The 18,316-nt window shown below is 69.3% G+C and carries 15 protein-coding genes; all 15 read left to right on the forward strand.

The genetic code is table 11. The features are described from left to right. Positions 1 to 13 precede the first annotated feature (13 nt). Positions 14 to 433: an SCO2097 family morphological protein gene (locus tag JZ791_RS22845; protein ID WP_216897231.1), complete on the forward strand. Its 420-nt coding sequence runs from the start codon at positions 14 to 16 to the stop codon at positions 431 to 433. 418 nt (positions 434 to 851) lie between these two features. After that, positions 852 to 1,283 carry a division/cell wall cluster transcriptional repressor MraZ gene (gene mraZ / locus JZ791_RS22850; RefSeq protein WP_216897232.1) on the forward strand — a complete coding sequence of 144 codons (432 nt, stop codon included), beginning with the start codon at positions 852 to 854 and terminating at the stop codon, positions 1,281 to 1,283. Positions 1,284 to 1,463: 180 nt separating this feature from the next. Next, entirely contained in the window at positions 1,464 to 2,435 is a 972-nt protein-coding gene (gene rsmH / locus JZ791_RS22855; protein WP_216897251.1) for a 16S rRNA (cytosine(1402)-N(4))-methyltransferase RsmH, read from the forward strand. Positions 2,436 to 2,472: 37 nt separating this feature from the next. Continuing rightward, the gene (gene ftsL, locus JZ791_RS22860) at positions 2,473 to 3,636 is read left to right on the forward strand and encodes a cell division protein FtsL (protein WP_216897233.1); all 1,164 of its coding nucleotides are present in this window, start codon (positions 2,473 to 2,475) and stop codon (positions 3,634 to 3,636) included. Between the two features lie 131 nt (positions 3,637 to 3,767). Further along, the gene (locus JZ791_RS22865; RefSeq protein ID WP_216897252.1) at positions 3,768 to 5,525 is read left to right on the forward strand and encodes a peptidoglycan D,D-transpeptidase FtsI family protein; all 1,758 of its coding nucleotides are present in this window, start codon (positions 3,768 to 3,770) and stop codon (positions 5,523 to 5,525) included. A gap of 175 nt (positions 5,526 to 5,700) precedes the next feature. Next, entirely contained in the window at positions 5,701 to 7,395 is a 1,695-nt protein-coding gene (locus tag JZ791_RS22870) for a UDP-N-acetylmuramoyl-L-alanyl-D-glutamate--2,6-diaminopimelate ligase (RefSeq protein ID WP_438804558.1), read from the forward strand. Next, on the forward strand, positions 7,392 to 8,885 hold the full coding sequence (locus JZ791_RS22875; protein ID WP_216897234.1) for a UDP-N-acetylmuramoyl-tripeptide--D-alanyl-D-alanine ligase: 1,494 nt from the start codon (positions 7,392 to 7,394) through the stop codon (positions 8,883 to 8,885). The genes JZ791_RS22870 and JZ791_RS22875 overlap by 4 nt, the downstream gene beginning before the upstream one ends. Then, positions 8,882 to 9,958, forward strand: a complete 1,077-nt coding sequence (gene mraY / locus JZ791_RS22880) for a phospho-N-acetylmuramoyl-pentapeptide-transferase (RefSeq protein ID WP_216897235.1) — start codon at positions 8,882 to 8,884, stop codon at positions 9,956 to 9,958. The genes JZ791_RS22875 and mraY overlap by 4 nt, the downstream gene beginning before the upstream one ends. 49 nt (positions 9,959 to 10,007) lie before the next feature. Further along, positions 10,008 to 11,456 carry a UDP-N-acetylmuramoyl-L-alanine--D-glutamate ligase gene (gene murD / locus JZ791_RS22885; protein WP_216897236.1) on the forward strand — a complete coding sequence of 483 codons (1,449 nt, stop codon included), beginning with the start codon at positions 10,008 to 10,010 and terminating at the stop codon, positions 11,454 to 11,456. Beyond that, positions 11,453 to 12,874, forward strand: a complete 1,422-nt coding sequence (gene ftsW / locus JZ791_RS22890; RefSeq protein WP_216897237.1) for a putative lipid II flippase FtsW — start codon at positions 11,453 to 11,455, stop codon at positions 12,872 to 12,874. Before murD ends, ftsW begins: the two co-directional genes overlap by 4 nt. Then, positions 12,871 to 14,022, forward strand: coding sequence for an undecaprenyldiphospho-muramoylpentapeptide beta-N-acetylglucosaminyltransferase (gene murG / locus JZ791_RS22895; protein WP_216897238.1), 1,152 nt, complete (start codon positions 12,871 to 12,873; stop codon positions 14,020 to 14,022). The genes ftsW and murG overlap by 4 nt, the downstream gene beginning before the upstream one ends. Before the next feature lie 59 nt (positions 14,023 to 14,081). Then, positions 14,082 to 15,515: a UDP-N-acetylmuramate--L-alanine ligase gene (murC, locus tag JZ791_RS22900; protein ID WP_216897254.1), complete on the forward strand. Its 1,434-nt coding sequence runs from the start codon at positions 14,082 to 14,084 to the stop codon at positions 15,513 to 15,515. 3 nt (positions 15,516 to 15,518) lie between these two features. After that, entirely contained in the window at positions 15,519 to 16,190 is a 672-nt protein-coding gene (locus JZ791_RS22905; protein WP_216897239.1) for a cell division protein FtsQ/DivIB, read from the forward strand. 361 nt (positions 16,191 to 16,551) lie between these two features. Further along, complete coding sequence (ftsZ, locus tag JZ791_RS22910; protein ID WP_216897240.1) at positions 16,552 to 17,775, forward strand: cell division protein FtsZ; 1,224 nt, start codon at positions 16,552 to 16,554, stop codon at positions 17,773 to 17,775. 169 nt (positions 17,776 to 17,944) lie between these two features. Beyond that, positions 17,945 to 18,316: purine nucleoside phosphorylase YfiH/LACC1 family protein (locus JZ791_RS22915; RefSeq protein ID WP_216897241.1), on the forward strand; the 372-nt coding region annotated here is incomplete at its 3' end.

The following is an 18,316-nucleotide window of genomic DNA, read 5'->3' on the forward strand; positions in this document are numbered from 1 at the left end:
CAGGGGAGGTACCGTGCCACTCTCCGAGCACGAGCAGCGCATGCTCGAACAAATCGAGAGCGCTCTCTATGCTGAGGACCCCAAGTTCGCCTCGACCGTCCGAGGTGGACGGCTTCGCTCTGCCACGGGCAGACGCAGAATTCAGTCGGCCGCGCTTTTCGTCCTCGGGCTGTGCCTACTCGTCGCAGGCATCGCCTTGCCCGTCAAGCCCGGCGGGTTCCCGATCATCAGCCTGTTCGGCTTCATCGTGATGTTCGGCGCCGGTGTGCTGCTGCTCCTGGGCAGCACGGGTGGCGGGCGTCGTGGCGCGGATGCCTCGCAGGCCGGTAACGGGGGGCCGGCTGCCCCTGGTAAAGGTAAGCCGCGCAAGTCGGGCGGGTTCGCCGCCCGCATGGAGGATCGCTTCAGGCGTCGGTTCGAACAAGACAACTAATTCATTACCCCGGGGCGTCCCGGGGCACGGCTCAATGCGACACGCCGCACCTTGTGCGGCGTGTCGCTTCTTTTTCTGGGCCATTTCCGGTCGGCGGGCGCAGCCCCACCACGGCCCACCAGAGTTCCCCACACTTCCCCACCGAGATACCCCACTCGGCCCCACGGCGATCGAGACCTCGTTCGATCTGCGGGTTTGCTGACGGTTTTCGGGTCGCGGGTCGTGTCGTGTCAGCGTGTCGCGGATCTCGGAGAAATCTCCCCACCCTGGTGATAGCTGGTATGACCTGCGAAATCTGGTTCGTGAGGACAGGGATCACGACGTCTTTCGATTGAAAGTGGGGGAAAGTGGGGTAATGTGGAGCGCGCACCAGCGGAGGCCGACCGGACGAGGAGATCGATAGCGGGAGGTGTCGAGCATGTTTCTCGGTACCTACACGCCTCGGCTGGACGACAAAGGGCGACTGACGTTGCCTGCGAAGTTTCGGGACGAGTTGGCGGGAGGGTTGATGGTCACGAAAGGTCAAGACCACAGCCTTGCCGTGTATCCGAAGGAGGAGTTCACCGCGCTGGCGCGGCGAGCCGCCGCGGCGTCCCGGAGTAACCCGCAGGCACGCGCGTTCGTCCGGGCCCTGGCCGCCTCCACGGACGAGCAACGTCCTGATGCCCAGGGGCGCATCACGTTGTCGGCGGAACACCGCCGCTACGCGAGCCTGACCAAGGACTGCGTGGTGATCGGTTCGGTCGACTTCCTCGAGATATGGGACAAGCAGGCGTGGGAGTCCTACCTCGCCGAGAACGAGGAGGATTACTCGCTGGCCGGAGACGAGTCGCTGGGCGGAATCTTCTAACCCCCGAGCGAGGCGAGTGCCCTGCGGCCTCTGCCCGGGCATGGACCCTGACGTACTTCCCCAACGCCAGGTGCCGTGCTTCGGTCAGAGACCACGGGGCATTGGCCCACCGACGAGGCAATCCAATCACCAGGTGTCGTGACGGTGGCGTACGACCGTGAGCAGGATCGGGAGGTCGATGTGGATCATGAGGGCCACACCCCCCGTCATGTTCCGGTCCTGCTCCGTCGAGCCGACGAAATTCTCGGTCCCGCATTGGAATCCGGTGGTGTCCTGGTCGATGCGACACTCGGTCTGGGCGGTCATGCCGAACACTTCCTGCGTACCTATCCCACGATCCGCCTGGTCGGATTGGACCGCGATACCTCGGCGCTGACTCTCGCCGCCGCACGGCTCGCGCCGTTCGAAGACCGGATCACCCTGGTGCACACCCGGTATGACGGGATCGCCGACGCCCTGGCCGAGGCCGGGTTACCGGCCACCGATTCGGTGCGCGCGATCCTGATGGATCTCGGCGTGTCCTCGATGCAGCTGGACGAGACCGAGCGCGGCTTCGCGTATTCGGTCGACGCGCCGCTGGACATGCGAATGGACCCGAGCACCGGCCCGACCGCCGCCGACGTGCTCAACACCTATAGCCATGGCGACCTGGCCCGCGTACTGAAAACCTACGGCGAGGAACGATTCGCGGGGCGCATCGCCAGCGAGGTGCTCAAACGCCGCGAGCGCCGGCCGTTCGCCACCAGTGCCGAGCTGGTCGAGCTGCTGTACGAGGCGATCCCGGCCGCGACCCGGCGTACCGGCGGGCATCCCGCCAAACGCACCTTCCAGGCTCTGCGCGTGGAGGTGAACCGGGAGCTGGAATCGCTCGAGGCCGCGTTACCCGCGGCCCTGGACGCGCTCGAGGTGGGCGGGCGAATCGTGGTCATGTCGTACCAATCCCTGGAGGACAGGGTGGTCAAACATGTGCTCGCCGAGCGGTCCGCTTCGCGTACACCGATCGGCCTGCCGATGGAACTACCCGGCATGGGGCCGGAGTTCACGGCACTGACGCGCGGCGCGGAGAAGGCGTCGGCGGCGGAGATCGACGACAACCCCCGAGCGGCCCCGGTACGGATGCGCGCGGCGGAAAGAATCCAGGCGGCGCGATGATGGCGGGCTGCGCGGCGACAGTAGGGGAGGAGCAACGATGAGCGTGCGGACACGGGTGGACTCGCCGCGCACCAGGACAACGGCCAAACCGCCGCGCCGGGTGCACGACCCGGAGAATGTGCGCTCGGGCGCGGCCAAGCGGGCGTACGCCCGCCGCCGCAACCGGGTCGAGGGCGGTGGCCCGGCGCGGCCGCCGGCGCCGGGTCGCGCCTCCTCGGTGGTGTCCGGGCGAATTCCGTTCGTGGTGGCCATCATCGTGCTGCTGGGCTGCGGGCTGATGGGCACGCTGCTGCTGACCACCCGCGCCGCCGAGGACAGCTATCAGCTCAGCGACGCCCGCCGGGTCAACCAGCGGCTGACCGATGAGCAGGCCGAGCTGCAGCGTCAGGTGGCCGCCGCCGATTCCGCGCCGGAATTGGCCAGCCGGGCAAGGGAACTGGGCATGATCCCGGCCAAGGATCCCGCCCGGCTGCTCGTCGCGCCCGACGGCACGGTGACGGTGGTCGGCAAGGAGACGGCCCAGGAGGGTCCTCCGGCCCCGCCGCTGAACACCTCACCGGCCGATCCCGTCCCGCCGCCGCCGAATCTCACTCAGGCACACGGGGAGCGTCTGGTGCCGGTCAACCCGGTGCCGAACCAGAATCCGGCAGACCAAGCGGCACAGCGCAATTCGAGTGGCCCGGGTGCGGCGCAGGCTGCCTCCGCCCAGCCGGGTGCGGCGCAGGCGAATCCGGCGCAGCCGACGGGCACGGCGCAGGCTCCCCAGACTCCGGTCCTGGCGCAGAGTCCTGCCGCGCCCGCGCCGGCTCCCGCCGCGGCTCCCGTGGCGCCCACTCCGCTCGCTCCCGCGGCTCAGAGCACGGTCCCGGCGCCCGCGCCGCAGGCCCCTGCCGCCGCTCCGGCTGCTGACCTGCGGAATCAAGCCGCTCCTGCGCCGCGCGTGCCGATTTCCGCGGCTCCCGTGGACCGGCCGGTCGCACAACAGAATTCGGCCCCGGCACCCGCCGTGCCGACTGCGGTCGCACCCGGCTCGGCGCACGCCGCCCCGGTCGCCGGGAACCCCGCGCCGCAGGCGGCCGCCGCTGCCGTGGATCGGTCTGTGCCGCAGCAAGGTACGGCCCCGGCTCCGGTCGTGCCCATGCCGGGCCGGGCGACCCCGCCCCAGAGCCTCGCACCCCAACCGGCCGGAGGCGGCCAGTGAGTCCGAGTGGTCGCGGCCGTACTCCACCGCGCGGCCGCCAGTCCGCGCGCCCGCGTCCGTCGGGGAGACCCAGGACCGCATCCGGTCTGGACACCTCGACGCGCCTGCGGTTCGGCACCGGTCGTGTCGTGATGCTCTCGGCCCTGCTGGTCGTCGTGCTCCAACTGCTGTGGATCCAAACGGTTTCCGCGCCCAAACTGTCCGCCGAGGCGGCCCTGCAGCGTACCGTGCACCAGCCCGACTACGCCCTGCGCGGCTCGATGCTGGACCGCAACGGCAGGGATCTGGCGTTCACCATCGCCACCCAGTGGCTCAACTTCCAGCCGCTCATCGTCCGCAAACAACTCGCGGACGCGCACGCCAAGGACCCCAAGGCTCCCACCGTGGATCAGCGGCTGATGGATATCGCCCAGACCATTCACGCCAAGCTGGGCGCGAGCGGGCCGTCGCAGGATGATCTGCTGGCCCAACTGCGCAGCAACAACCAGTTCGTCTACCTCGCCCGCAACGTCGACCCGCGCGTCGCCACCCAGATCGTCAACCAGTTCCCCGAGATCGGCAGCGACCGCCACGACAGCCCGGTCTACCCGGGTGGTTCGCTGGCGGCCAACATCATCGGCGCCACCGGCTGGGACGGGCACGGCCAGATCGGGTTGGAGGCGTCGATGGACTCCACGCTGGCCGGCACCGACGGCTCGTACACCTACGACCGCGGTTCGGACGGCGCGATGATCCCGGGCAGCGAGCGCAACCGCCAGCCCGCGGTCAACGGCACCAGCGTGGAGCTGACCCTCGACTCCGATCTGCAGTATTACGTGCAGCAACAGGTGCAGCAGGCCAAGGACAACTCCGGGGCGCAGGACGCCTCGGCGGTCGTGCTGGACGCCCATACCGGCCAGGTGCTGGCCATGGCCAACGACAACACCTTCAATCCCTCACTGGGAGCGCAGTACTGGGATCCGTCCTCGATCGGTGACCCGGCGGTCACCGACGCGTTCGAACCCGGCTCGGTGAACAAGATCGTCGACGCCTCCGCGGCCATCGAATACGGCCTGACCACACCCGGCGAGGTACATCAGGTGCCCGGCAGCATCAGCATGGGCGGGGTGACCGTGCACGACGCCTGGAACCACGGCGTCACGCCCTATACGACGACCGGGATCTTCGGTAAGTCCTCCAACGTCGGCACCCTGATGCTCGCGCAGCGCGTCGGCGAGGACCGCTACGCCGACATGCTGAAGCGGTTCGGTCTGGGCCAGCGCACCGGCGTCGGGCTGCCGGGCGAGAGTGCGGGCCGGGTGCCGCCGCGCGATCAGTGGTCCGGCTCCACCTTCGCGAACCTGCCCATCGGCCAGGGTCTGTCGATGAGCCTGCTGCAGATGACCGGGATGTATCAGGCCATCGCCAACGACGGCGTGCGGATTCCGCCGCGCATCGTCAAAGCCGAGGTCGCCCCGGACGGCACCCGCACCGAGGAGAAGCAGCCCGACGGCGTGCGGGTGGTCAGCCCGAAGACCGCGCAGACGGTACGTCAGATGTTCGAGGCCGTGGTGCAGCGCGATCCCATGGGGTATCAGCAGGGCACCGGAACCCCGGCGGCCATCGACGGCTACCAGATCGCCGGCAAGACCGGCACCGCCCAGCAGATCAACCAGAAGTGCCGCTGCTATTTCGACGACCGCTACTGGATCACCTTCGCCGGGATCGCCCCCGCGGACAATCCTCGATACGTCATCGGCATCATGCTCGACGCCCCGATCCGCAGTTCGGACGGCAGCGGCGGCCTGTCCGCGGCTCCGCTGTTCCACAGCATCGCCTCCTGGGCGCTGCAGCGCGACCGGGTTCCTCCCTCGCCCCCGGCGAAAGAGCTTGTCTTGCAGGCGATGTGAACGGCAGGCCGGTCGAGCGTCGGTTGCGAGCGACTAATACCATGCGCTGGGACAGGCAGAATACCCAGCCGCGTTGCCTGGCTGTGATCGAGCGTCGGTAACCTGACTCGTCGATCCGACACCCGTCCGTGGACGCCATGCCGAGCAGTATCGCAGTGTGACCGAGAGGAGCTTCGTGCCCGTGCAGCCCAGCCCGCAGGTGCTGCGTCCGGCGGCGCCGCCGTCGACGCCGCTGCAGAAGGTCGTCGAACTCGCGGGGGCGCGCTGGTCCGGTGCCTCGGATGCGGCGCGGTTCGGCGATGTCGTGATCACCGGTATCGAGCAGCGGTCGCAGACGGTGCTGCCGGGCGATCTGTTCGTCGGTCTGGACGGTAAGAACGCGCACGGGGCGCGGTTCGCCGCCGACGCGATCGCGCGGGGCGCGGTGGCGATCCTGACCGATGCCGCCGGGGTCGAGCTGGTCGGCGAGGTCTCGGTGCCCGTCCTGGTCCGCGAGGATCTGCGCGCGGTACTGGGAGAGCTGTCCGCGGCGGTCTACGGCCATCCCTCGCGGCGACTCCGGGTGCTCGGCATCACCGGCACGTCCGGCAAGACCACCACCGCCTATCTCGTCGAAGCGGGTCTGTCCGCGGCGGGCCTGCGGACCGCGCTGATCGGCACCATCGAGACGCGCATCGGCGGTCGGCGCGTGCCCAGCGCCCTCACCACGCCGGAGGCTCCCCAACTGCACGCGATCTTCGCGGTGATGGTCGAGCAGGGCGTGCAGGCGGTGGTGATGGAGGTGTCCAGTCACGCGCTGGCCCTCGGCCGGGTCGACGGGGTGCGGTTCGCGGTCGGCGCGTTCACCAACCTGTCGCAGGATCATCTGGACTTCCACGCCGACTTCGAGGACTACTACGCCGCCAAGCGCCGCCTGTTCGATCCGGATTCGCCGGTCGCCGCGCAGACCTGCGTGATCTGCGTGGACGACGCGTGGGGCCGCCGCCTGGTCCGCGAGGTGAGCGGGCGGGCCACCGTGGTGACGGTGGGCACCGAGCAACGCCGCTCCGGTGAAGGCGCCGAGCCGCAGTGGACCGCGGTCGCGCCGACCACCCTGGACGGCGGCGGTCAGCAGTTCACGGCCATCGGACACGACATCGTCGAGTCAGGACCGGAGGCGGCAGCGGAGCGTAACCACGCGAGCCCCCCGATCATGTCCACTCGACACAGCGTGAAACTCGGTGTACGCCTGCGTCTGCCGGGCCGGTACAACATCGCCAACGCGCTGCTGGCGATCGCCGTGTGCGCCGCGGCGGGCGCCGACCCGGACGCCGCGGCGCAGGCGCTGGCGGAGGTCGACGTGCCCGGCCGCATGCAGCGGGTGGACCGCGGACAGGACTTCCTGGCGGTGGTCGACTACGCGCACAAACCGGCCGCGGTCGAATCGGTGATCGGCACGCTGCGCCGGCATCTGCGCGGCACCGGGGGACGGCTGGCCGTGGTCGTCGGCGCGGGCGGCGACCGCGATCCGGGCAAACGCCCGCTCATGGGCGCGACCGCCGCGCGCGGCGCCGAGCTGGTGATCATCACCGACGACAATCCACGCACCGAGGATCCCGCGGCCATCCGCGCGGCGATCCTCGCCGGTGCGCGCGAGATTTCGCACGGCGAGGGCGGTGACGGCGGTGAGGTTCTGGAGATCGGTGAGCGCGCGGACGCCATCGCCGCGGCCGTGGACTGGGCCCGCGGTGGGGATGTGGTCTTGATAGCGGGGAAGGGGCATGAGACAGGGCAGGAGATTTCGGGTGTGAAGTATCCGTTCGATGACCGCGAGGTGCTGGCAGAGGCGCTCTCGCGGAAGATGACCGGCCCGGAGGCTGCGCTTTCATGATCGAGATGACCCTGCGGGAGATCGCGGAGATCGTCGGCGGCACGCTGCACGATGTGCCCGACCCCGCGGCGACGGTGACCGGTGCGGTCGAATTCGATTCGCGTCGCGTCGGTTCCGGTGACCTGTTCCTGGCGCTCCCCGGCGAGCGGGTGGACGGGCACGACTATGCGGCCACCGCGGTGGCTGCGGGCGCGGTCGCGGTGCTGGCGGCCCGGCCGGTGGGTGTCCCGGCGATCGTGGTGTCGCCCCGGTCGCCCGGTGACGCACCGGCGCAGGGCGAGCACGGCCGGGCGATGGTGCTCGCGCACGACCACGACGGATCGGGTGCGGCCGTACTCGCCGCGCTGGCGGACCTGGCCCGGGCGAGCGTGCGGCGCCTGGTCGCCGGCGGCCTGACCGTCGTCGGGGTCACCGGATCGTCCGGTAAGACCTCGACCAAGGATCTGCTGGCGGCCGTGCTGGCACCGCTCGGCCCGGTGGTGGCTCCGCCGGAGTCGTTCAACAACGAACTCGGACATCCCTGGACCGCGCTGCGCGCCGACGCCGGCACCCGCTTCCTGGTGCTGGAGTTCTCCGCGCGCGGACCCGGACATATCAAGGCGCTCACCGAAATCGCCCCGCCGAGCATCTCGGTGGTGCTCAACGTCGGCACCGCGCATCTGGGCGAGTTCGGCAGCCGCGAGGCCATCGCGCAGGCCAAAGGTGAACTCGTGGAAGCGCTTTCGAGCACCGGTGTGGCTGTGCTCAACGCCGACGACCCCAGGGTGGCGGCCATGGCCGCACGGACGAGCGGTCGCGTGGTCACAGTCGGGCAGTCCGAGAACGCGGATGCCCGCGCGGTGGACGTACAGCTGGACGAGACCGCGCGTCCCCGATTCACCTTGCATGCCAACGGTTCTCAGATCCCCGTACAGTTGGCCGTGCACGGCGAGCATCAGGTCGGCAACGCCCTGTCCGCCGCCGCGGTGGCCCTGGAGTGCGGCGCGGATCTCGCGACGGTGGCCGCGGCGCTGTCGGGCGCGTCGGCCGCCTCCAAACATCGGATGGACGTGCGCACCCGCGCCGACGGCGTCACCGTCGTCAACGACTCGTACAACGCCAACCCCGATTCGGTGCGCGCGGCGCTCAAGGCGCTGGTGACCATGTCCCGCGCGAGCGATCAGCCGCGACGCAGTTGGGCGGTGCTGGGCGAAATGGGCGAGCTGGGCGAGGATTCGGTGGTCGAGCACGACCGCATCGGACGCTTGGCGGTGCGCTTGGACGTGGACCGGCTGATCGTCGTCGGCGCCGGACGGCCCACGCGCGCACTGCATCAGGGCGCGGTCCAGGAGGGTTCGTGGGGCGAGGAGTCGATCCTGGTCCCGGATATCGCCGCGGCGATCGAGATCCTGGACGACGAGCTGGCGGCCGGTGACATCGTGCTGGTGAAGGCGTCGAACTCCGTCGGTTTGTGGACGGTGGCAGAGCATTTGGCAGGGGCAGGCGCATGAGGCAGATACTTTTCGCGGCGGCCATCGCATTGGCGGTGTCGATCCTGCTGACTCCGCTGCTGGTTCGCCTGTTCGCCAAGCGCGGTTTCGGCCAGGAGATCCGTGTCGACGGACCGGCCAGCCATCAGCGCAAGCGCGGCACCCCGACGATGGGCGGCGTGGCGATCCTGGCCGGACTGTGGGCCGGATACTGGGGTTCGCATCTGATCGGCATCGGCTATCACGCCGACGGCCCCTCGGTGTCGGGCCTGCTGGTGCTGGCGCTGACCACCGCGCTGGGCCTGGTCGGGTTCATCGATGACTTCATCAAACTGCGCAAGGGCCGCAACCTGGGGCTGACCGCCGCGGGCAAGTACCTCGGCCAGTTGTCGGCGGCGGTGGTTTTCGGCGTGCTGGTCCTGCAGTGGCCCGGCATGAACAAGCAGACTCCCGGCAGCAGGCACCTGTCGTATGTGCGTGACATGACCACGGTCTCGATGGGCGTGATCATCTTCCTGGTCTTCGTCTGCATCGTCGTGATCGCCTGGTCCAACGCGGTGAATCTGACCGACGGCCTGGACGGTCTGGCCGCGGGGTCGATGAGCCTGGTGCTGGGCGCCTACGTGATCATCACCTTCTGGCAATACCGCAACGCCTGCTCGGTGCACGCCGAGGCGGGCTGTTACAACGTGCGCGACCCGCTGGATCTGGCACTGGTGTGCGCGGCGGGCGCCGCGGCCTGCGTCGGATTCCTGTGGTGGAACGCCGCGCCCGCGAAGATCTTCATGGGCGACACCGGTTCGCTGGCCCTGGGCGGCCTGATCGCGGGCATCTCCATCACCACCCGCACCGAACTGCTGATGGTCGTGATCGGCGCGCTGTTCGTCGCCGAGGCCGCCTCGGTCGTGCTACAGGTGGTGGTGTTCCGTACGACCCGCAACCGCCTGTTCAAGATGGCGCCGTTCCATCACCACTTCGAACTCAGCAAATGGGCCGAAACTACGGTGATCATACGGTTCTGGTTGCTGGCGGCGATCGCCTCGGCGATCGGATTGGGCTTGTTCTACAGCGAATACCTCTCTCAGGTCGGGTAAAGCAGCAATGGTCGAACATACTCCGCGGGCCCTTCGATCGCCGGGGCCCATGCTCGAATTCCTGCGCGGCCGTGACGTTCTCGTGGCCGGGTGGGGCGTGTCGGGTCGATCGCTGATCGAACCGCTGCACGATATCGGCGCGCGCCCGGTCGTCACCGACGACGGGCCCGGCGCGATGGCCGAGGCCGCCGAATTGGGGCTGGCCACCGCCACCGGACCCAGCCTCCTGGAACCCGATGGGCTGCAACGGTTCGCGCTGGTGATCACCAGCCCGGGCTGGCGGCCGGACTCGCCGGTCCTGGCGACAGCGGTGGCCGAGGGCATACCTGTGTGGGGCGATGTGGAATTCGCCTGGTGGGTGGATCAGGCCCGGCTGTACGGCCCGGTGCGCAAGTGGTTGGTGATCACCGGAACCAACGGCAAGACCACCACGACCCAGATGACGCACGCCATCCTGCGCGCGGCCGGCATCCCCAGCGTCGCCTGCGGCAATATCGGGCTGCCCATCCTGGACGCGCTGCGACGCACCCCCGGTCCGCAGGTGCTGGCGGTGGAACTGTCCTCGTTCCAACTGCATTGGGCGCCGTCGGTTCGTCCCGAGGCCGGTGTGGTGCTGAACGTGGCGGAGGATCACCTCGATTGGCACGGCGGCCTGGACGCGTACGCCGCGGCGAAGGCGCGGGCGCTGATGGGCCGGGTGGGCATCGTCGGACTGGACGATGCCGTGGCCGCCTCCCTCGCACGCAAATCCCGTGCGCGGCGCACGGTCGGCTTCCGCATCGGCGTGCCTGCCGACGGCGAATTGGGTGTGGTCGACGGCAAACTGCTCGACCGCGCCTTCACCAAGGCCGCGATCCTGGCCGAGGTGCGCGATATCAGCATGCCGGGTCCGGCCGGAATAGCCGACGCGCTCGCCGCCGCGGCGCTGACCCGATCCATCGACGTGGCACCGCAATTCGTCAAAGAGGGTCTGCAGGAGCACAAGGTGGGCCCGCATCGCTCGACGCCGGTGCGGGAGCTGGCGGGCGTGGATTTCATCGACGACTCCAAGGCGACCAACCCGCACGCCGCGCGGGTGTCGGTGCTCGCGCACGAGCGCGTGGTGTGGATCGCAGGCGGGCTGCTCAAGGGCGCGCACGTGGAGGATCTGGTCGAGGAGATCGCCGATCGGCTCGTCGCGGTGGTGCTTTTCGGCAAGGATGCCCCGGTCATCGCCGAGGCGTTGGCGCGACACGCCTCCGATGTACCGGTCGTCGAGCTCGGTTCGGGTGACGATGCTGGTATGGGTGCGGAACTCACGTCCGAATTCGACGGAGCCGACGCGGTGATGGACCGCGCGGTGCGCATCGCCGCCGGATACGCCCGCCGTGGCGACGCTGTATTACTGGCGCCCGCCGCGGCGTCCCTGGACATGTTCACCGACTACACCCACCGAGGACGCAGTTTCGTCGCGGCGGTGCAGGCGCTCGACGAAGGAGATATCGGGAGCACAGAGTGAGTAGTCCGGCGCGCGGAATTTCGGGTACGTGGTTCGGTGCCTGGCTGGCGCGCCCGTTGGCCTCGTTCCATCTGGTCGTCACGATCGCGACGCTGCTGACCGTGCTCGGGCTGGTCATGGTGCTCTCGGCGTCGAGCGTGGAATCGTACGCCGACGACGGCTCGGCCTATTCGCTGTTCATTCAGCAGGCGGTATTCGCGACGCTGGGTGCGGTGCTGTTCTATCTGGCGCTGCGAATTCCGTTGCGCACGCTGCGGCGGCTGTCGTTTCCGATGTTCGCCATATCGCTGCTGGCGCTGGTGCTGGTGCTGATTCCGGGGATCGGTTCCGAGGTGCAGGGTTCGCGGCGGTGGTTCAGTTTCGGGTTCCTGCACGTGCAGCCCTCGGAAATCGTCAAGGTGACCCTGATCATCTGGGGCGCTCACCTTTTGGCCACGCGTCAGGTGGAACGGGCCGGATATAAAGAGATTCTGATGCCGCTGGTCCCGGCGGGCCTGCTGTGCTGTCTGCTGATCGTTCTGGAACCGAACCTTTCCACCACGATCGCGGTGGGCATCATTCTCGTGGCGCTGCTGTGGTTCGGCGGGCTCCCGGTGCGGCTGTTCGTGACGATCGGGGTGTCCGGCATGATCGCCGCGGTGGTGCTGGCGCTGACCGCCGGATATCGCTCGGATCGCATGCGCGCGTTCTTCAATCCCGGCGACGATCCGCAGGGCATGGGATATCAGGCGCGTCAGGCCATGTTCTCCCTGGCCGACGGCGGGATCTGGGGTCGCGGGCTGGGGCAGAGCCGGGCCAAGTGGAGCTATCTGCCCAACGCGCACAACGACTTCATCTTCGCGATCATCGGCGAGGAACTCGGATTCCTGGGATGCGCGCTGGTGGTGGGTCTGTTCGCGCTGCTGGTCTACACCGGTCTGCGCGTCGCCACCCGATCGGTGGACCCGTTCCTGCGGCTGGTGGTCGCCACCGCGACGACATGGATCACCGGTCAGGCGCTGATCAACATCGGCTATGTCGTCGGGCTGCTGCCGGTGACCGGTCTGCAGCTGCCGCTGGTGTCCGCGGGCGGTTCCTCCCTGGCGATCACGCTGCTGATGTTCGGCGTCATAGCCAGCGCCGCACGTCACGAACCCGAGGCCGTCGCGGCGCTGCACGCCGGACAGGACGGCCGGTTCAGCCGGTTGCTGCGGCTGCCGAAACCGGAGCTGTACCACCCCGTGCGGCCACAGGCGGCCGGTGCGCGCGGCGGATTGCGGGCCGCGCCGCCCCGACGTGAGCTGCCCCCGTCGCGAAGGCGGGTAGATTCGGATTCCGCCAGACGTGACAGACCAGGCACGGCCTCGTGGCGTACCACGCGGGCCTGGGAGCCGGCCTATCCGACCAAACACGCGAGAGAACGGGGTAAGTCCAGGTGACAACATCCGCGGAGCGGCCCGGTGCGAATGACGCCGGGGGACGGACGCTCTCGGTGATCGTCGCGGGCGGTGGTACCGCCGGACATATCGAACCCGCCATGGCGGTGGCGGACGCGCTGCGCCGGTTGGATCCGGGGATCCAGGTGACGGCGCTGGGCACCCAGCGCGGTCTGGAGACCACGCTGGTGCCCGAGCGCGGATATCCGCTGGAGCTGATTCCGCCGGTCCCGCTGCCGCGCAAGCCGACCGCCGATCTGCTGCGCCTGCCCGCACGGGTGCGCAGTGCGGTGGTGCAGACCCGGGCGGTGATCGACGCGGTGCACGCCGACGTGATCATCGGATTCGGTGGATATGTGGCGCTGCCCGCGTATCTGGCCGCGCGACGGGGTCGTCGGCCGGTGCCGGTGGTGGTGCACGAGGCGAATGTGAAGGCGGGCATCGCGAACAAGGTCGGCGCGCTGCGCGCCGCGCGAGTCCTGGCCGCGGTGCCGAAATCGGGTGTGCGGATGCGCGGTGACGCCGAGATCGTGGGGATTCCGGTGCGCCAGGCGATCGCGACGCTGGATCGGGCGGGGCTGCGAGCCCGGGCGCGGGAGCATTTCGGGCTGCCCGCCGAGGGGCCGGTGCTGCTGGTGTTCGGCGGATCGCAGGGCGCGCGCACGTTGAACGAGGCGGTATCCGCGGCCGCGCCGCAGTTGCTGGCGGCGGGGATCTCGGTGCTGCACGCGCACGGTCCGCGCAACGTCGTCGACGTCCCTGAGCCCGGCGCGGATGATGTCGCGAAATATATTGCGGTGCCGTATGTATCGCGCATGGATCTGGCCTATGCGGCGGCCGACGCGGCGGTGTGCCGCTCGGGCGCGATGACAGTCGCGGAGGTGTCGGCGGTGGGCCTGCCCGCGTTCTACGTCCCGTTGCCGCACGGCAACGGGGAACAGGAGCTCAACGCGCGTCCGGTCGTGGCGCGCGGCGGCGGCACGATCGTGCCCGATGCGGAGCTGACCGGAAAATATGTGATCGACAAGGTGATTCCGCTGCTCACCGATCCGGCGCGGCTGTCGACGATGTCCACGGCCGCCGCCGGCGCCGGGCATCGGGACGCCGCCGACGCGGTGGCGCGGATCGTAGTGGAGGTAGCGCGGCGGTGACGGCTGAGAAGAAGACCGTTGTGGAGACGGAACTACCAGAGCTGCTGCGCCGGGTGCATATGGTCGGTATCGGCGGGGCCGGGATGTCCGGGATCGCCCGGATCCTGCTCGCGCGCGGGGGCGCGGTGTCCGGATCGGACGCGAAGGAGAGCCGCGGCGTGCTGGCCCTGCGTGCCCGGGGCGCACAGGTCCGCATCGGCCACGACGCGAGCGCGCTGGATCTGCTGCCGGACGGTCCGACCGCGGTGGTCACCACCTACGCCGCCATCCCGAAGACCAATCCCGAACTGGTGGAGGCCGCGCGGCGCGGGGTTCCGGTGCTGCTTCGCCCCACGGTGCTGGCGGAGCTGATGCAGGGGCATCACACGCTGCTGGTCTCCGGGACGCACGGTAAGACCTCGACCACCTCGATGCTCGTGGTGTCGTTGCAGCACTGCGGGTTCGATCCGTCCTTCGCCGTCGGCGGCGAGCTGAACGAGGCGGGCACCAACGCGCACCACGGCACCGGCGGCTTCTTCGTCGCCGAGGCGGACGAATCCGATGGCTCACTGCTGCAATACGATCCCGACGTCGCGGTGGTCACCAACATCGAATCCGATCACCTGGACTTCTTCGGCACCGACGAGGCATATGTGCAGGTCTTCGACGACTTCGTCGAGCGCCTGAAGCCCGGCGGACTGCTGGTGGTGTGCCTGGACGACGCGGGCTCGCGCGCCCTGGCCGAGCGGGTCGCGAGCCGGGATCTCGATATCCGCGTACTCGGTTACGGATCGGGCGAGCTGCCCGATGCCCCGGTTCCGGTCGGGGTGCGCCTGCTGGACTGGGAGCCTCGGGATGTGGGCGGTATGGCCACCTTCCACCTCTCCGACGAGCCCGCCCCGCGCACGCTGCGCCTGGCGGTGCCCGGGCGGCATATGGCGCTCAACGCGCTGGCCGCGCTGCTGGCCGCGCGCGACGCCGGCGCCGAGGTGGGCGAGGTGCTGCAGGGCCTCGAGGGTTTCGGCGGCGTGCACCGGCGCTTCCAGTTCGTCGGGCGGGAAAACGGCGTGCGCGTGTTCGACGACTACGCACACCATCCGACCGAGGTGCGCGTGGTGCTGGGCGCGGCGGCCGAACTGGTCCGCCAGGAGGCCGCCGACGGCGCGCGCTCGCGGCAGGGCCGGGTGATCGTGGTTTTCCAGCCCCATTTATACAGCCGTACAGCGACATTCGCGGCCGACTTCGGCGCGGCCCTGGACGTCGCGGACGAGGTCGTGGTGCTGGACGTGTACGGCGCGCGGGAGGAGCCGCTGCCCGGGGTGAACGGCGCGCTGGTCGCGCAGTCGGTCACCAAACCCGTGCATTATCAACCGGATATGTCGCGGGTGGGGCGGCAGGCCGCGGGGCTGGCCCGGCCCGGCGACGTCGTGATCACGATGGGGGCGGGCGACGTGACGATGCTCGGCGGGCAGATCCTGGACGGACTGCGGGTGCGTCCGTCCGCCGGGCGGTAAGCGATGACCAGTCTGTCCGCGCGCCGGATACTGCTGGGAGTCGCGGCGGTCGTCGTGGTCCTGCTGGTAGCGGCCGCGGTGGCCCTGTTCACCCCGGTGCTGGCGGTGCGCACCGTGAGCATCGAGGGTCTGGTGGCGGTGCCGCAGTCGCAGGTGCGCGACGTGCTGAAGGTGCCCGACGGCGTGTCTATGCTGCGGCTGAACACGGACGCCATCGCCGAGCGGGTGGCCGCGATACCCAGGGTGCGCTCGGCGCGGGTGCAGCGGGTGTTTCCGTCCACCGTGCGCGTCAGCGTGGTGGAGCGCACCCCGGTGTTGTACTTCGACAGTCCGCAGGGTGCGCACCTGCTGGACGCGGACGGCGTCGAATTCGCCATCCAGCCACCGCCTCCCGGGGTGCCCAAGCTCACAACGAAGCATCCGGGCGGTAGCGACCCGGTCACTCGGGCCGCGGTGGCGGTGGCGACCACACTGCCGCCGGGGTTGCGGGTGCAGGTGGGTGAGGTTGTGGCGCGGTCGGTTTCGGACATCGCGCTGAATCTGCGGGACGGGCGCACCGTGTTGTGGGGTGGCTCGGACGATTCCGCGCGCAAGGCCGCGGTGGTGGGCCCGGTGCTCACCAGGCCCGGTCAGGTGTACGACGTTTCGAGTCCCGACCTTGTCACTGTAAGGTGAATGATACCCGTTGTGCCGTTGGAGATTTCGGTGTGTGTCGTGATGATGTCGTCCGTTTCGGCGGGCGCATGGCGCGATTCGGCATGCCGTAGGCGGCCGATCGCGATACGATGCGGGGCGGGCTCGAACGAGACGGATCAGGCAAGATTCTGGATCTCGCGTCGGCGCGCCTGCGCGCGGATCGCGGCGGGTACGAATAGCGTTCCGCAACAGTCGGATACTTGACATAATGCTAGCCCTATGGTTGAGGTTTAGGGTTTGCCCGGGATGAGGCTCGGGCATGCCGTACCTAAACCGACCGGTCGGCCCTCTGCCGAGAATCCGAAAACGACAGGCTTAGATCGAAGGAAGGCGAGAGCCCATGACGCCCCCGCACAACTACCTTGCAGTGATCAAGGTCGTCGGCATCGGCGGCGGCGGCGTCAACGCCGTCAACCGAATGATCGAACAGGGACTCAAGGGAGTCGAGTTCATCGCCGTCAACACCGACGCGCAGGCGCTGCTGATGAGTGATGCGGACGTCAAGCTCGACGTCGGGCGGGAACTCACCCGCGGCCTGGGCGCCGGCGCCGATCCGGAGGTGGGCCGCAAGGCCGCCGAGGATCACAAGGACGAGATCGAAGAGGTGCTCAAGGGCGCCGACATGGTCTTCGTCACCGCGGGGGAGGGCGGCGGCACGGGTACCGGCGGCGCGCCCGTCGTGGCCAGCATCGCCCGCAAGCTCGGCGCGCTGACCATCGGTGTGGTGACGCGGCCGTTCTCCTTCGAGGGCAAGCGCCGCAGCAACCAGGCCGAGGCCGGTATCCAGGGGCTGCGCGAGTCCTGTGACACGCTGATCGTCATCCCGAACGACCGGCTGCTGCAGCTCGGCGACGCGCAGGTCAGCCTGATGGACGCCTTCCGTTCGGCGGATGAGGTGCTGCTCAACGGTGTTCAGGGCATCACCGATCTGATCACCACCCCCGGCCTGATCAACGTCGACTTCGCCGATGTGAAGAGCGTGATGAGCGGCGCGGGCTCCGCGTTGATGGGTATCGGCTCCTCACGCGGCGAGGGCCGCTCGGTGAAGGCGGCCGAGGCGGCGATCAATTCACCGCTGCTCGAGGCTTCGATGGACGGTGCGCACGGCGTGCTGCTGTCGATCGCCGGCGGATCGGATCTGGGCCTGTTCGAGATCAACGAGGCCGCCTCGCTGGTGCAGGAGGCCGCGCACATCGAGGCCAACATCATTTTCGGTACGGTGATCGACGATTCGCTCGGCGACGAGGTGCGCGTCACGGTGATCGCGGCGGGCTTCGACAGCGGCGCACCCACCCGCCGGATCGAGGCGCCGATCAGCCGCTCCACGATCAGTGCGAGCCGGGCCGGTGAGATCGGCCAGGGCCAGTCCCGCAGCGCCGATTTCCCCGCGCACACCGCGGAACCGGCCGCGCCCACCCCGGCGGTGTCCCGTGGTCCGGCCCCGTCCTACGAACCGCGTCCGGCGGTGGAGCCCACGGTCGCGCACAACCCGCGCACCCACATCCAGCCGCCGGACGAGGACTCCGACGACGACGTCGATGTGCCCTCGTTCATGCGTCGGTGAAGCGGGGCCGGGGCGGCCCGTCCCCGGCAGGTTATCCGCTTCCCGGAAATCGGTTGTTCCGTCCGAGGCTCGGCAGCAACAAGTCGCTGTCGAGCCTCAGTGATGTGCGGAGGGTGCGTTCAGGGGTTCGCGGGGACGATCGGTCGGTGTGGACCACTAATCTCTGGGTATGACAGCGGCTGTGACGGTCAAGACTCGGCGGGTTACCACGACGCGGGCGGGCGGGTTCTCCCATGCTCCCTACGGGTCGTTCAATTTGGGGGATCACGTCGGTGACGATCCGGAGACCGTGCGGCGCAACCGGGTGCGGCTGGCCGAGGGGATCGGGCTCGCGCCGGATCGGCTGGTCTGGATGGAACAGGTGCACAGCCGGACCGTGGCGATCGTGGACGGGCCGCGCGCCGAACCGGTTCCGGTGACCGACGCGCTGGTCACCACCGTGCCCGGGCTGGCGCTGGTGGTGCTGACAGCCGACTGCGTGCCGATTCTGCTGTCCGACGACGAGGCCGGGGTCATCGCGGCCGTGCACGCGGGGCGGGTG

Origin of the sequence: Nocardia alni, assembly GCF_019038435.1 — a bacterium.
Classification (GTDB): domain Bacteria; phylum Actinomycetota; class Actinomycetes; order Mycobacteriales; family Mycobacteriaceae; genus Nocardia; species Nocardia alni.